The sequence below is a fragment of the Neobacillus sp. B4I6 genome (assembly GCF_050434045.1).
Classification (GTDB): Bacteria; Bacillota; Bacilli; order Bacillales; family Cytobacillaceae; genus Neobacillus.
In genome coordinates, this window is the sequence record NZ_JBNPWB010000002.1 from 6,086,487 (window position 1) to 6,101,850 (window position 15,364).

Annotated in this window: 12 protein-coding genes; 9 read left to right on the forward strand and 3 right to left on the reverse strand. The window is 38.4% G+C overall.

Annotated features, from left to right (window positions below):
- Nucleotides 1-72 precede the first annotated feature (72 nt).
- Nucleotides 73-570, reverse strand: coding sequence for a spore coat protein (locus QF028_RS32120; RefSeq protein WP_429471800.1), 498 nt, complete (start codon nt 568-570; stop codon nt 73-75).
- 274 nt (nt 571-844) lie between these two features.
- On the opposite strand from QF028_RS32120, the gene hpf reads away from it, so the two are divergent.
- Nucleotides 845-1,393 (forward strand): ribosome hibernation-promoting factor, HPF/YfiA family, encoded by a 549-nt coding sequence (gene hpf, locus QF028_RS32125; RefSeq protein WP_429471803.1) that lies wholly within the window; start codon nt 845-847, stop codon nt 1,391-1,393.
- A 129-nt stretch (nt 1,394-1,522) separates the two neighbouring features.
- Here hpf and QF028_RS32130 read toward each other — a convergent pair whose 3' ends face one another.
- Together QF028_RS32130 and secA are read right to left on the reverse strand one after the other, a co-directional pair.
- A complete protein-coding gene (locus QF028_RS32130; RefSeq protein WP_429471805.1) occupies nt 1,523-1,672 on the reverse strand; it encodes a hypothetical protein in 150 nt (49 codons plus the stop codon).
- Nucleotides 1,673-1,734: 62 nt separating this feature from the next.
- Entirely contained in the window at nt 1,735-4,248 is a 2,514-nt protein-coding gene (secA, locus tag QF028_RS32135) for a preprotein translocase subunit SecA (RefSeq protein ID WP_429471807.1), read from the reverse strand.
- A 539-nt stretch (nt 4,249-4,787) separates the two neighbouring features.
- On the opposite strand from secA, the gene QF028_RS32140 reads away from it, so the two are divergent.
- From QF028_RS32140 to QF028_RS32175, 8 genes are all read left to right on the forward strand, one after another.
- Entirely contained in the window at nt 4,788-6,185 is a 1,398-nt protein-coding gene (locus QF028_RS32140; RefSeq protein WP_429471809.1) for a cytochrome c3 family protein, read from the forward strand.
- Between the two features lie 27 nt (nt 6,186-6,212).
- A complete protein-coding gene (locus QF028_RS32145) occupies nt 6,213-7,379 on the forward strand; it encodes a NapC/NirT family cytochrome c (RefSeq protein ID WP_429471811.1) in 1,167 nt (388 codons plus the stop codon).
- A gap of 33 nt (nt 7,380-7,412) precedes the next feature.
- The gene (locus tag QF028_RS32150) at nt 7,413-8,126 is read left to right on the forward strand and encodes a tetratricopeptide repeat protein (RefSeq protein WP_429471813.1); all 714 of its coding nucleotides are present in this window, start codon (nt 7,413-7,415) and stop codon (nt 8,124-8,126) included.
- Nucleotides 8,127-8,144: 18 nt separating this feature from the next.
- Complete coding sequence (locus QF028_RS32155) at nt 8,145-9,110, forward strand: 6-bladed beta-propeller (protein WP_429471815.1); 966 nt, start codon at nt 8,145-8,147, stop codon at nt 9,108-9,110.
- Between the two features lie 118 nt (nt 9,111-9,228).
- Nucleotides 9,229-10,959 (forward strand): cytochrome c3 family protein, encoded by a 1,731-nt coding sequence (locus QF028_RS32160; RefSeq protein WP_429471817.1) that lies wholly within the window; start codon nt 9,229-9,231, stop codon nt 10,957-10,959.
- Nucleotides 10,960-11,284: 325 nt separating this feature from the next.
- Nucleotides 11,285-13,366, forward strand: a complete 2,082-nt coding sequence (locus QF028_RS32165) for a hypothetical protein (RefSeq protein ID WP_429471820.1) — start codon at nt 11,285-11,287, stop codon at nt 13,364-13,366.
- Nucleotides 13,367-13,823: 457 nt separating this feature from the next.
- The gene (locus QF028_RS32170; protein WP_429471822.1) at nt 13,824-14,573 is read left to right on the forward strand and encodes a YveK family protein; all 750 of its coding nucleotides are present in this window, start codon (nt 13,824-13,826) and stop codon (nt 14,571-14,573) included.
- Entirely contained in the window at nt 14,566-15,270 is a 705-nt protein-coding gene (locus QF028_RS32175; RefSeq protein ID WP_429471824.1) for a CpsD/CapB family tyrosine-protein kinase, read from the forward strand. The genes QF028_RS32170 and QF028_RS32175 overlap by 8 nt, the downstream gene beginning before the upstream one ends.
- Nucleotides 15,271-15,364: the final 94 nt, after the last annotated feature.

The following is a 15,364-nucleotide window of genomic DNA, read 5'->3' on the forward strand; positions in this document are numbered from 1 at the left end:
TCCCAATCGGTGCGCAACCAGGGATGGAGTTAAGGGGGGACCCCAGACAGGGACCCGCCCGCCCCTATAACATTAAAATCCCATCTTTAACGCCTTTTGTGCATTTTCAATGTCATGGCCAAGCAACCGACCTAAATCATAGGAAGGATAATAACCATGCTTGTGCATATAATTAAAAATGCGCTCATGTCCATGAATCGCCCCAAGCAGTTGATTGGTAAATGTTTTTCGTAACGCAGGTGTCGCCGTTTCTGTAATCGCGACAGAAAGATTTCTCACCAAAGCTTTTGAAAGTCCCAGCAAATCACCGGCAAAAAAGCCTGCATCCTCGCGCACATCTTCATCGTCCCTAGCATGAGTACCCGCGGCAGATGGATAAAACTTAAGTAAAGCTCTAAGATTACCCTCTAGTTCATGAATACATTTTCTATAAAGTTCCTTTAGCTCAGAATCAGTAATTTTCTTGATCGACATTTTCAGTTTCATTAGCCCAACTGATTGAAAAGCAACCATTTCGTGCAATTCCAACGTCTCATGCCAGGCCAGTAATTTTCTTTCCTCTTGCTCCATTCTAGAAATCCTCCTATTCGTATAACATCCATTTAACCTATTCTGTGAGCATTTCGCTGGAAATTTGTCCCACTAAAGATTACACTGAATTTGAATAACCATTCATTTTAGAATAAATTACTAAACTGTTTCAAAGGCTGTACAAAACATTGTCACTATATTCCCTTTGATTTTGTCAATAAATCGACAAACTTTTTGTTCTGATTTAGCAGGATAATCATAGGGTAAAATAGAAATGTTATTACATAGCCTTAACTAAAGGAGGAATCCACAAATGAAATATAACGTTCGTGGTGAAAACATTGAGGTAACTCCAGCAATTAGAGAGTATGTTGAAAAGAAAATCGCTAAATTAGAACGCTATTTTACAGAAGCACCAGATGCAAATGTAAATGTGAATCTAAGATTCAATCAAGATAAAACTTCTAAAGTAGAGGTGACCATCCCACTGCCGCAACTAGTCCTTCGTGCTGAAGAAACAAATGTGGACATGTATGCTGGGATTGACTTGATTACTGACAAACTAGAGCGCCAAATTCGAAAACACAAAACAAAGGTTAACCGTAAATTCCGCGAAAAAGGCGACTTTCCTGTTACATTTGCAACTACTGAAAACACAGAAGTTCATGAATTAGACGAAGACGAATTAGAATTAGTTCGTACAAAGCGCTTCGACCTTAAACCAATGGACAGTGAAGAAGCCATCCTGCAAATGAACATGCTAGGTCATAGCTTCTATGTATTCACAAATGCAGATTCTCATCGTACCAATGTTGTTTATAAGCGCAGAGACGGCCGCTACGGCTTAATCGAAGCACAATAAGTAAATATACGAAAAGCAAACGCTGCTCCTTAACGGGGCAGCGTTTTTTTTGAGCTCGGGTAGGGTCTACGTGACCGAAAAGAGTAAAGAACAGATAAATGGGTCACATAGAGGAGAAATCACACAAAATCAAGCTGCCTTTTCTAAATAAACAAATAAAAAAGATATCCCCTTGTGGATATCTACAAAATTAGAAGAGATATCAACAAAACTATGCATTATTTCTACGGAATTTTCAGAAGATATCAACAAATCCCCACCACTTATCAACATATCCACATAATCCCCCCTCAAACAACAAAAGGAGCCAGCGATCAAATCGCCGGCTCTGACAAAACTAGTTATTTCCCTGCCCCGCAGCAGTTCTTATATTTCTTGCCGCTTCCACAAATACATGGATCATTACGGCCCACATCAATTTGCTTCACTTTCGGCTTTTGCTTAACCGGTTCGCCGTCTTCTTTTGGATGAACCGCTTGGCCTTTGGCTACTTCTTGGCGCTCAAGGTTGTTGCGGATCTCCGCTTTCATGATATACGTCGCTGCTTCGTCTTCAATCGAATGGATCATCGTCTCAAACATCGCAAAGCCTTCATGCTGATATTCACGAAGCGGGTCGATTTGTCCGTATGCACGTAAATGGATTCCTTGACGGAGCTGGTCCATCGCATCAATGTGATCTATCCACTTGGAGTCAACCGCACGCAGCGTAACCACCTTTTCGAATTCGCGCATTTGCTCAGGGAAGAGAAGTTCTTCTTTCTCCTCGTAACGTTCCTTCACTTTTGCAAAAATCGTATCCCGGATTTCCTCGGGGTCTTTCCCCTTAAGGTCATCGACCGCGATGTCACCTTCATGTAGTAGAGTAGCATTCACATAATCGACAATGGCTTGAAGATTCCATTCTTCCTCATCCTCATGACGAGATGCATGGGCATCCACATTCCGCTCGATGGAGTTCACAATCATCTTCTGAACAATGTCACGAAGGTTTTCAGATTCTAATACTTCATCACGCTGGGTGTAAATGATCTCACGTTGTTGGCGAAGAACATCATCATATTGCAAGAGCTGTTTACGGGCATCAAAGTTGTTACCCTCGACGCGTTTTTGCGCAGATTCCACAGCTCTAGATACCATTTTACTTTGGATAGGCTGGGAATCATCCATTCCAAGGCGTTCCATCATGGATTTCATATTATCAGAACCGAAACGGCGCATCAGTTCATCTTCCATCGATAAGTAGAACTGTGTAATACCAGGGTCCCCTTGACGTCCAGAACGTCCGCGAAGCTGGTTATCGATCCGTCGGCTTTCATGACGTTCCGTCCCAATGACAGCAAGCCCGCCCAGTTCAATTACCCCTTCGCCAAGCTTAATATCCGTACCACGACCGGCCATGTTAGTCGCAATTGTTACTGCACCCCGATGACCTGCTTCAGCAATGATTTCAGCTTCACGCTCATGGTTTTTCGCGTTTAAGACATTGTGGCGAATTCCCTTTTTCAATAAAAGCCCTGAAATAAGCTCAGAAGTTTCGATAGCTACTGTACCAACGAGGACAGGCTGACCTTGTTTATTACGCTCCGCAATATCTTCTACTACTGCTCTAAATTTACCACCAATTGAAGAGTAAATTAAATCAGGTCGGTCATCACGGGCAATTGGTCTGTTAGTAGGAATGACGATAACATTCATATTATAAATGTTACGGAATTCTTCCTCTTCCGTCTTCGCGGTACCTGTCATTCCGGCCAATTTTTCATACATCCGGAAGTAGTTTTGGAACGTAATCGTTGCCATCGTCATGCTTTCGTTTTGGACTTCGAGACCTTCTTTTGCCTCAATAGCCTGGTGCAAGCCTTCGCTATAACGGCGGCCCTTCATCAAACGACCGGTGAACTGGTCAACGATGACAATTTCGCCATCTTGAACAACATAGTCCACATCAAGGTGCATGCTGGCATTCGCTTTTAAAGCCTGGTTAATATGATGGTTTAAGGTAACGTGCGCCATGTCAAAGAGGTTTTCAATCCCAAAGGCTTTCTCGGCCTTGCTAATCCCTTCTTCCGTCAGCATAACGCCCTTTGTCTTTTCATCATACGTATAATCTGTATCCCTTTTAAGCATACGGACAAAGGCATTGGCTTGAATATAAAGGGCAGCGGACTTTGCAGCTGAACCTGAAATAATTAATGGGGTACGGGCTTCGTCAATTAAGATCGAGTCAACTTCGTCAATCACTCCATAAAAAAGTGGGCGTTGTACTTTTTGTTCCTTATATAGGACCATGTTATCACGCAAATAATCGAAACCAAATTCATTATTTGTTCCATACGTAATATCCGCGGCATAGGCTGCCTGCTTTTCATCCTTATCCATACTATTTAAATTTAAGCCGACCGTTAAGCCTAAAAATTGATACAACTGACCCATTTCATCGGCGTCACGGCTTGCTAAGTATTCATTGACCGTAACAACATGAACACCTTTACCAGAAAGAGCATTCAAATAAACGGGCATGGTCGCGGTTAACGTTTTACCTTCACCAGTCTTCATCTCGGAAATGTTCCCTTCGTGGAGAGAAATACCCCCCATTAACTGAACATGATACGGATATAAACCAAGTACACGGCGGGCGCCTTCACGGACAACGGCAAACGCTTCAACGAGCAAATCATCGAGTGTTTCCCCGTTTTGATAGCGGGCCTTGAACTCCTCTGTTTTTTCCCGCAGCTGGTCATCGGTCAGTCTTTCTGTTTCCGTCGCCAATGCGTCAATTTTCGTTGCAAGCTTGTCTAACCGCTTCAGCTCACGCTTGTTCAGATCAAATACTTTATTTAAAATCCCCATCATCTGATGAACGCTCCTTTATATCGAGACTAATACACTCTTTTTTAAAAAATCTAGTCAAAAATATTCGATAATTTCCCTTTTAATCTTACCACTTCCTCAATACAGTGACAACAATGTAAGAGGGAAGCAAGATTCGTACAATCTACTATAATTAATCAACTAAAGTCAAACTTCTAAGCTAGCCCTTTTGTTATGTTCGATTTATCGTCAAATATGACAGACTAATGGCAACTGTTGAGAATAACTTTCAACCAGGAAAACTACCTATAAGTCCTAATGTGTTTTTGAATAAATAGTACTAATATTGAATAAAAATACAATATTACGCATATTAAACAACGCGTATGTAGTGTTAATCCAACCGTTCAATAACAACGTTTTTATGTTATTTTCAGTGGAAATTCCATTCCGGATTTCTATGAGTAAATATTCACAAGTTGTACATTGGAATATACTCTTACAATGTTAGATACTACCTTTAGAGAGGTTAATATGGAAAAAATATAGAGATAGAATCCAAAATGGGAAGGGTGAGTTAAGTGGCCATTTGGGGGAAAAAAAATAAAGATAAAGTTCCCGAAAGTAGAGAAGATAGAAAAACTGGCCCAATAGGCAAACTCTGGCGAAAGTTCAGGGAAATAGATTGGAAGAATCCAGTTAACAGGTGGAAATTACTATTTGTTTCACTTGTGGGTTGTATCGTTGTTTTTGGTGGAGGATACGGGGTCCTTACCATGACAAACTCGCCGACATTCTGTGCGAGCTGTCACGAAATGGCACCTGAGTATTCATCTTACACAGCTAGTGCTCACAACCAGATCACATGTGTTCAGTGTCATATCAAGCCAGGTTTCACCAATATGATTACCCACAAAATGAAATCAGTGAAAGAAGTGTACTACCATGTAACTGGTGTACCTGAACAAATTGTTCAAACGGAAGCTGTTTCAAATGAAAACTGCTTACAGTGTCACTCCAAAAATCGACTCGTCACAGCATCCGGTGACTTAAAGGTAAATCACAAAGGACATATCGAAGAAGATATTCCTTGTATCACCTGTCACGCCGGGGTTGTCCATGCAAAAATGGCATCTCGTGGTATCAACGTCGAAGAAGTACGCGGTAAGTGGACAGCAGAGAGTGCTGAAAAATTGATGGAAAAGAAATATTTAAGACCTAACATGGGAACATGTATTGATTGCCACGATAAAGTAAACAACGGCGAAAAGCCATGGATAGAAGAAACTTATAGCTTACCGGAAAATCCAGAAGAGCTAGAGAAAAAACTGGAAGAAAATAAAAAAGAAGGCTCAACTGAAGCTACAAAAGTCTCAACAGAAGCAACAACCGAGGCGACACACGAAGGCGAAACTACCGAAGCTGAGGAGTTAGCCGAGCATGATCAAAAAACACAAGATATCATCTTACAAGCCATTGGAAAACAACAAAAAGAAGTTAAAATTTCGATGGAATGTGAAACTTGCCATAAAAAAGTAAAAGTTCCTAAGAGTCATAAGGTTGAAGGCTGGAATGGTCAACACGGCGGCACGGCTGTCCAAGAGCTAGATAAATGTGTGAACTGTCACCAGGATTCTAAATGGATCAGAGAAATTCCAAAAGAAGACATTATCTCTCTACTTAAAATGAAAGAAACAAAAACAAAATATACACCAAACATCACAATCGTTCAAGACCAATCACGAATCAATAAATTCTGCAGTGCCTGTCACAGCAACCGTCCTAGTGGACACGTAGACAGTGATCAATGGTTAACAGCACACGCATCGAAAGCAAAAACAGCGGATCAAAAATCAGAATGCTTCGTTTGCCACGATCGCGAAAAGCCAAAACCAGGATCAACAGAAGTCAAAGCACCAACAGATGTTTACTGCCAATACTGTCACCGAACTGGTTTTAAAGCAGAAAAGAAAAAATAATAATTTTTGAACAGGAGGGTCGCTTTTATGGACGAGGAGCTTAAACAACAGCGGTCGGCCACTCCCAAATTTCGCTATAAATTAATCAAAACTGCGACTTTAACATTGTTGTTTCTAGCCATCTTCTTCGGACTCAGCTTTGTGGGGCTAGAAACAACATCTAGCTCCGAGTTTTGCGCATCCTGTCATGAGATGAAACCGGAGGTCTATACGTGGAAAGCCTCTACGCACAGTGAAGTGGATTGTACCAACTGTCATACGGACCCTGTGTTTAAAACATTAGCGAAAGATAAAGCTCAAGGGGTAGTTGAAGCTTTAAAAAAACATTCAACGAGCACATCTGCTGTACCAATTCGGATGCCTGGTGAAATAAAAGATAGTGCATGTGAATCATGTCATGACGTTTTAAAACGAGAAGTAACTCCATCAGGGGACTTAATCATCCCCCATGATAAGCATAAAAGTGAAGGTGTTGAATGTATTCAGTGTCATAGCGGAGTAGCCCATGGTAAAGTCGCTGATCGAAAAATGACTTACACAACTGACTACGAAAAGTGGGACAGTAAAGTCGGAACAGCAGCCATGGCGGATCTCAAATTCACTCGGCCAGATATGGATACATGTATCGAGTGCCATAAAGCACGTAAGGTTACAACTAAATGTAGTGCCTGTCATACAACTGGAATGGTTCCGAAAAGCCACAAAAAAGAGGATTTTGCAACAAAGACCCATGGAAACCAAGCTGCTACAAATCTACAAAAATGCAATCAGTGTCACAAGGATATGTCAATGGAACCAGTTGAGGGTTATGATCAGGTTTCAACCTTAACTACTTATCTTAAAAAAGATTCCCAGCAAAAACAGGTGAAAAAGAATCATTATGATTATGCGAAAGACAATACTTTCTGTAAAGATTGCCATAGCAAACGGCCAGCTAGCCATAGCAGCCGGTGGATGACGAACCATGGTAACCAGGCATCAAAGGATAAACAGAAATGTTTAGCATGTCATAACTATCAAGCAGCTGGTGGGGTTAAAGCCACAATGGTTGCCTGCTCATCCTGTCATCCTGCGATGCATAAAGGATTCGACAAAGAAAGACATCCAGTAACACTGTCTGAAAATCAAAAAGTAACTGATTTTTGTTATACCTGTCACGTAAAAAGAACATGTTCAGCCTGCCATATAAAATAGGCAGACGACATTTGCTAGATTAGGAGGGTTCGTATGGAAGTTCAAGAACAAACGCTCAATCAAGAAGAGACACGATCAAAAAAAGAACCTGAAAAAAAGAAGAAAAAGACTAAAGGCACAAAAAATGAAAAATTCAAATGGTGGCAAACACTACTGATTTTGAGTCTGACTTTAGTTATCTCAGTTGGTGCCTGTTATTATGTCAGCCAAAAGTATTTTTGGTCGAAGTATGATAATGATCGTTTAGCCGAACAATTAGATAGCGCAAAGGCTGTTGCTGAAGCGAAGCCTAATGATCCAAAATCCCATGTCAATCTTGGGTACGCCTACTTCTTAAATGGTGATAATGAAGAAGCCGTTAAACAATATAAAATGGCTCTTGATTTAGATAAAAATTATTTCGATGCATACTTTAATCTAGGACTTGTCTATAACAAGGAAGATAGACTTAATGATTCAGTTAAAATGGCTCAAAAAGCGACAGAAATATCACCTAAAGATTACAAAGGCTTTCTTTTGAAAGGAATGTCCTATAGAAAACTTAAAATGTATAAAGATGCTATTGAAGCGCTTAACGAAGCAAATAAATTAATGCCTGCAAATACGGATATTATCTACGAGGTTGGTAGAGTCGCAGAAGATCAAGGTGATAAAAAGAATGCTGAACAAATCTACAAGGACGCACTCAGCTACGACCCAATGTATAAACCAGCATTAGAAGGACTTGAAAGAGTCGCTAAAAAATAGCTAGAGGGGTTGAATACAATGAAGAAAAAGACCGTCTATAAGTGGATGAGCGCGATTGTAGTTTTATCAATTGCTGCATTCGTCGCTATCTACTTCTTGAATATGCAATCAGTTGTAAAAAAGGCACCTAATTTGGTTGACCCTGATGCTCCTCCTACCTTTAGCCAACTTATTTATGGAGACTTTGATAATTCATTGGATAAACCAATGGATATTGCGAAAATTGGTGAGTTCTTATATGTCTCTGATACTAATAACAAGCGTGTTCAAGTATTTGATTCATCTGGAACACCAATATTTAAGTTTGGTAAAGAGGGCGAAGGAAAAGGTCAATTTAAATTTCCTTATGGGATTGCAGGCGATAAAGAAGGAAATGTCTACGTTGCCGATTTATATAATGGGAAAATATCCATACATGATCAAAAAGGTAAATTTATTAAATACTTTGACGACAAAAAGAAATTAATAAAAACACCTGCTGGAATTCGTATCTTTGATGAAAAATTATACGTGACAGATGTTCAACAAAACAAAGTTTATGTCTTTAACCTTACTGGCGAAAAGGTACTAGAAATTAGCTCTGGTGCTAATAAGGATGACAAATTTAAAGCACCTAATGCTATTGCTTTAGATAAAAAAACAGGTGAACTATTTATCTCAGATTCTGGTAATCAGCGAATTTTAGCTTTCGACCAAAAAGGAAAATATATAAGGACTATTAACGGTTCAAAAGACGGCAAAGGATCATCCGTTTTCGTTAATCCACGTGGAATTGGCGTTGATTCACGCGGCATTCTATACGTCGTAAACAACTTATCTCACACGATTTATGGATTTAATGAAAAAGGTGAGCAAGTATTTACCTTCGGTTCTATGGGGGACCAAAACGAACAATTCTATCTTCCAAACGGCTTATACGTAGATGACAACGACCGGGTTTATATCACGGACACCTTGAATCAACGGGTTGCACTTTACTATTAAATAAACTATCGATCTATTTAAGGAGGTGATGCCTCAAAGTAGGGTCAAAGTAGTAATTTCATAGTTTTAGATTTAAAAACAGAGAGAAAAAAAGAGAGAATTATGGGAGGTTTTTGGAATGAGTAAGATTAAAGTAAGCTTTTCATTCCTGCTAACATTAATGTTAGTAGCAATGTTTAGCATCGTGGCTTCTGCCGCAGGTAGTAATCCGGTTGTAACACCACCAGGGGATCCTGCTGATGTTAAGGCTGGTTTAGTTTCAGATGATACTGCCAAAGACAACAGCTATAACACAGTTGACAAGAGCAACGCCAACAAAACTGGTTCTGGAGTAGGTGGTCAGACTGCTAACTTCGGTCAAGTTATCAAATCTGATGACATGGTTAAAGCAGACGGATCACACGGAACACAACGTACACACGGTTCATACATGAACAACACTAACTCTTGTGCTAGCTGTCACCAAACACATACAGGCGCATCTGCTAACTTATTGTTTAAAAATGGTGAATATGCAACTTGTACAGCATGTCATGACGGTACATTGGGCTTCTACAACGTATTTACTGGTTCTGATTCTGCTGGTACTTTCGGCGGAACTCATGATGGAAACATGTCCGTTCACTTAGCTAACGGAACAGTTAAATTAAAAGCAGCTCCTGGTGGAAATAACAACGGTTCAGATAACTGGACTGCAGAATTCACTTGTGCAAGCTGTCACGCACCACACGGATCTTTCTCTGATCGATTATTACACCCAGATCCAAATGGTATGGGTAACCTAACTGCTGATTTAGGCGGTAAGAAAGTAACTAACGTTCCTGTTGTCTCTAACCAAGACGTTAACACAATTAATCCTGCTGGAAACTTTTCATTTAATGATGCAGCTGGTAACCCTGTAACAAGTAACTATGTAGTAAACAGAATCACATTAGATGCAACTAATATTTCTTTAAATCCTGACTATGCTACTAAGGGATTAGTTGCTGGGGACATTGTTCTTCAATTAATGAAATGGAATCCAGATAAAAAAGCAGCCGATAAAGTAACACCAGCTCCAATGTATGAAATCGATACAGCTCCATGGTTACATGGTTATGATTTTGATGCTAGTCATACAAATAAGATTTACTGGACTACTTTACAAAATCCTGATGGATCTAAAAAGTTCGACACCGACCAACTTAAAAAAGGTGAAGTTTTAGGTAATGGTTTCGCTGCTGTTAAATCTACTTCATCATTAGTTACAACTGTAAATGCATTAACTAAAGCTGACATTGCTCGTGGTTATGTAGTAAAATTAGACGTTTCCGCTCCCGATGCAAGCAATGTAACTACAACTACTGCATCTTCTCTATGGGCTAGCAAATTAGCTGATGGTTCTACTAACCCAGGTTATAAAACAAACCGCGGTGTCGCAATGTCTGCTTTCTGTGCTGCATGTCATACAGATTACCTAGCTAAATCTGGTTCTGATTCTGGTACATTTGACCATGCATACCGTCACACTACAACTTCTGATAGCTACACTTGTGTACGCTGTCACTATGCTCACGGTACTGACGTAACAATCATGAGAGACGCTCGTGGTAAACAAGTAGCTGATATCGTTGGTGATTCTAATTACTTCTCAACTGTAACTGATCCAGCTTCTCGTCAAACATTAGCGACAGATTACATGATGGATAAAAACCCATCTTCTGCTTTAAAACGTTACACTAACATGGCTGTATGTTGGGGATGTCATACATCTTCTCACTCAGAAGGAACAAGAAACACTGACACATTCCAATTCAATCCAACTGCTGATGAAGATAACGACCGTAACGGTATTGAGTTCGACTATTAAAAAAGAGCCACCAAATAGCCCTACTATTTGATAGCCCTGAATGGAATATTTAAGTTTTAAAGACGGCAGCTCACTTCGGTGGGCTGTTTTCTTATTTTTATTTAAGCATAAGTTCACAAAATCGTCAATCTTCAACTTCACAAATTTGACAATTATTATTCACAGTTCTGTTACCCAATTGCATTAACAATAAAAGTATAATAATAATGTAGATTATAAGATAAATACATTTAAAGATTTATAAACTTGATAATATGTTAATTTATCGCCATAGAATTTTTATCATCAAATCACACATGTCGAATTAAAAGAGGAATGACCAAAAATGATTTCACAAATTAAAATCAAACAATTAAATATCATTTTTGTTTTACTATTTATGTTTATCTCCATCATTCTTCCCTCTAGAGTTACTGCAGAAGATCAGGTCCCAGCAGAAAACTCTAATCCAGTTGAGAATCCTAATTCAACTGAAAATCCAGCTATTGTTGAAGAACCAATTACAACTGAAGCACCTGTTACTGTTGAAGAACCAATTACAACTGAAGTACCTGTTACTGTTGAAGAACCCATAATAACTGAAGACACAGTTACTAATGAAGAACCAGTTATAACTAAAGACACAGTTACTAATGAAGAACCAGTTCCAGAACCAGATACAATCCCACCCTCTATTATTGTAGAGAGTATTACATTAACTAGCACTGGAGTTCAAGTGATTGGGACGGTCTCTGATAATCAGGCTTTAGATAAGCCAATAACAATGAAATTAATCTATCCTGATCGAGAAATAGTATTGACTCCTATATCTGGAAATTGGACATTTACAACCGATATATTATCTATTAAACAAAACAATGTGAAAATACAAGCCACTGATGAGATGAATAATACAACAACTATTCCTGTTCAACGTCCATATATAAAATCTATTACAATGAATGTCTTCAAATACAGAGAGAAAGTGTACGATGCTGACGGGGGTTCCAGAGATGAAGATGTAACTGCAGATATTGATATTTTGAACATAGGCGACATAACTAGAGTTTCCCTAAATCAAACCATTGTTATTGAACTTAGTGAAGACCTTTCACATACGATTGTTAATCCAATCATTGTTTATGATGAAAACAATGAATCAGTCGAGAGTACGGTTAAACCTAGAACTACGAATAATAAAATTGAAATATCCTTGAATAATCTCAATCCAGGGGAAACATATTATTTGAAATTTAATTCCAGTTTGTTTTCTAATGGGCTACCTAATGACTCGACACTTTTAGCAGATGATGGACGTATTTTTTTTCCTTTAATTAAGAAATTCTCAACTGTAACCAATCAGGTGAAAAATCATCCTATTAACGGCTACACACTCGAAGAAATGAAAGATTTACGAGAGCAGCCCCATGGATTTTATAACAATAATACCAACAGCTGTAGTGTCTGCCATAATACCCATGTAGCAGCGAACGAAAGCTTGGAAGGCAAAGATGTAAAGGAAGGTTATTGTTTGGCTTGTCATGATGGAACTATAACAAGCCCAGTTAGGGCCGGAAACGCTATAACGAATAAACATGATACTCAACTAAGATTAGATCATAAAACTAAAGCAGCTTCCTGTACATCCTGCCATAATCCACATTTATCTTGGAGTCAAGAAAATCCTAACTTATTAAAAGACCATTTTGTCTATGAACATCAACCAGAAGATAAATGGGAAGATATCGCTGTAGGCAAGATTGATAGTAATATCCAACTATGTGAATCATGTCATGGAAGGTATACCTCTTCATATAAAAAGAAGGTAGAAGAGACAGGTGGTTATAAAGTTCTGAACTTTAAGAAACAAACTAATGCAATAGGAGAAATAACCAAAACAGAACAAGTAAAGGACGATCCAACAAGTGTTATATCAGAAGTTGAGGATTACAACTTATGTTTTAGCTGTCATAACAACGAGAACAAAGTGAAAAATGCAAAAGACATTTTAAGCTCTTATACAAATGAGGATTCAAAACATATCATCACCGCCATTGACGGTAGTAAACTAAATGGTCAAATCCCTTGTGCAGAGTGTCATGAAACACATGGGGCAAAAAATATTCTATTATTAAAAGATAAACTAGGTCATGAAAATCAAAGTGATTTTTCTCTAAGCACAGAGGAAGATTGGACTGACCTAAAGAAACGAGATTTCTGCTTGGCCTGCCACAACGGTAAAACATCAATTTACGGTATAACAGGCAAAGCGATTTACGATGAAAATGGGGATTCACTCATTACCACTAATGTGAGGGCGAAATCTGGTCACGATAAGCACAGTCTAGAAGTCTGTTCAACATGTCATAGCAATAACAATTCATTTATTGAGGCCGTGCATGGTCCTATAACAATCTATAGTCCATAAAAGAATCGAGAGGAAATTACCTCTCGGTTTTTTGTATTTTGTACCAAGGTTTTCATTAAATATTGTATTAATTAAATGCGAGTAATTGTATTTAATGAAGATATTTGCTGTAAAAAAGTATGCTTTTATCAACAAAAACAGTCATTCTGTAAAAGATGGAGGGCCTTTTTTAAAAATTAACCTTTACTTCTCTAAATTGGCACTTTTGAAGATAAATTGTGAAGTTTTTGCAATATAACAATAACAAGGGTTTAGGTATACATCCTAAATGTAGGTATTTACTGTAATAAAGTTGCTAATCAACAAATTAATATATTAGATGTTTGTCAAGTGAACGAAAAAATAGTTTTATAGATATAATGTTTGACGAATTTCCGAACTATTAGACAAATTCCCAATAAGTAAAACGCGCTATGATAAGATGTCATTGGCTTTATTAATATTTGGGGGGCGTAAGATGGATGAGACCATAAGTCTGAAAGAACTATTAGGTACTATTACAAAACGAATAGAGTTAATACTGTCTGTAGCATTTATAGCAATGATTATTAGTGGGATAATCAGTTACTTTGTCATAACTCCTACTTACCAAGCTTCCACACAAATTCTTGTAAATCAATCTAGAAATGAGCAAACACTATACAATTACAACGAAGTGCAAACAAACCTCCAGTTAATTAATACATACAACGTAATTATTAAGAGTCCAGCTATTTTAAATAAGGTAATGAATGAATTAAATTTGAATACGACAACTGCAGAACTCATTGGAAAAATTACTGTAGTGAACGAAAAGAATTCCCAGGTGGTAACAATATCTGTCCAGGATAAGGATCCAAAAGAAGCTGCACTAATAGCAAACGAAACGGTAAATGTGTTCAAAGGTGAAATTAGTAAAATAATGAATGTCGATAATATAATCATTTTAGCGAAAGCAAACTTGGAAAAAGAACCATCCCCAATTAAGCCAAAACCTTTATTAAATATTGCCATTACATGTGTAGTGGGCCTAATGGCAGGTGTGGGTTGTGCATTCTTATTTGAGTACTTCAATACTACACTTAAAAATGAGCAGGATATTGAAAGGATACTAGGGCTTCCTCTAATCGGTGTTATTGCACTGATGGATAACCATAGCATTATAGAGAAAAATACGCGCTCTGAATTAAGGAAATCTAAGCAAAGAGGAGCGACCTTTGGTGTTTAATTTTAATAGAAGAAAGAAACAAAAACCGAATAAAAGTAGAAATCTCATTACCACAATTGACTCGAAATCGCCTATTTCCGAGCAATACAGGACTATACGTACCAATATACAATATTCTTCGGTTGACAAAGAATTAAAGACAATTTTGGTAACATCCTCTGGACCTGGTGAAGGAAAGTCAACGACAACCGCAAACCTTGCTGCTACTTTTGCTCAACTTGGATTAAAAGTTTTACTCGTTGATGCTGACCTTAGAAAGCCAACTGTTCACCATACCTTTGGAGTTAGTAATCTAAATGGATTTACTTCTTTATTAACAAGGCAATTATCTATTGAAGAAGCAATTACGGAAACAAATGAGAAAAATCTATTTATCATTACCAGCGGGCCAATACCTCCGAATCCGTCGGAATTACTAAGCTCTAAAAATATGACACAGTTTATTCAGGATGCTAGGGAAGAATTTGATTATATCTTTTTCGATACACCTCCTCTATTGGCGGTAACAGATGCGCAAATTATTGCAAATCAGTGTGATGGATCTATACTTGTTGTTTCCAGTGGCAAAACGGGGATGGAACCAGCTAGAAGGGCGAAAGAACTACTCGTGAATGCACAAAGCAAACTACTAGGAGTGGTTTTAAACAATAAAGTCATCCAAAAAAATGACCACTATTACTATTATGGTGCAAAATAGAAAAATTGCTGGAGGTTTCACAGGTTTTTGCCAAGTTTGAAACCGAAAGAGGAATTTGAAATAAACAAAACGAGAGGGGGATGTGCCCCCCCTC

What these genes read in the sequence shown, in the direction of transcription:
- QF028_RS32120 (WP_429471800.1), bottom strand. Translation starts at nt 570, where the DNA reads ATGGAGCAAGAGGAAAGAAAATTACTGGCCTGGCATGAGACGTTGGAA.
- hpf (WP_429471803.1), top strand. Translation starts at nt 845, where the DNA reads ATGAAATATAACGTTCGTGGTGAAAACATTGAGGTAACTCCAGCAATT.
- secA (WP_429471807.1), bottom strand. Translation starts at nt 4,248, where the DNA reads ATGATGGGGATTTTAAATAAAGTATTTGATCTGAACAAGCGTGAGCTG.
- QF028_RS32145 (WP_429471811.1), top strand. Translation starts at nt 6,213, where the DNA reads ATGGACGAGGAGCTTAAACAACAGCGGTCGGCCACTCCCAAATTTCGC.
- QF028_RS32150 (WP_429471813.1), top strand. Translation starts at nt 7,413, where the DNA reads ATGGAAGTTCAAGAACAAACGCTCAATCAAGAAGAGACACGATCAAAA.
- QF028_RS32155 (WP_429471815.1), top strand. Translation starts at nt 8,145, where the DNA reads ATGAAGAAAAAGACCGTCTATAAGTGGATGAGCGCGATTGTAGTTTTA.
- QF028_RS32160 (WP_429471817.1), top strand. Translation starts at nt 9,229, where the DNA reads ATGAGTAAGATTAAAGTAAGCTTTTCATTCCTGCTAACATTAATGTTA.
- QF028_RS32165 (WP_429471820.1), top strand. Translation starts at nt 11,285, where the DNA reads ATGATTTCACAAATTAAAATCAAACAATTAAATATCATTTTTGTTTTA.
- QF028_RS32170 (WP_429471822.1), top strand. Translation starts at nt 13,824, where the DNA reads ATGGATGAGACCATAAGTCTGAAAGAACTATTAGGTACTATTACAAAA.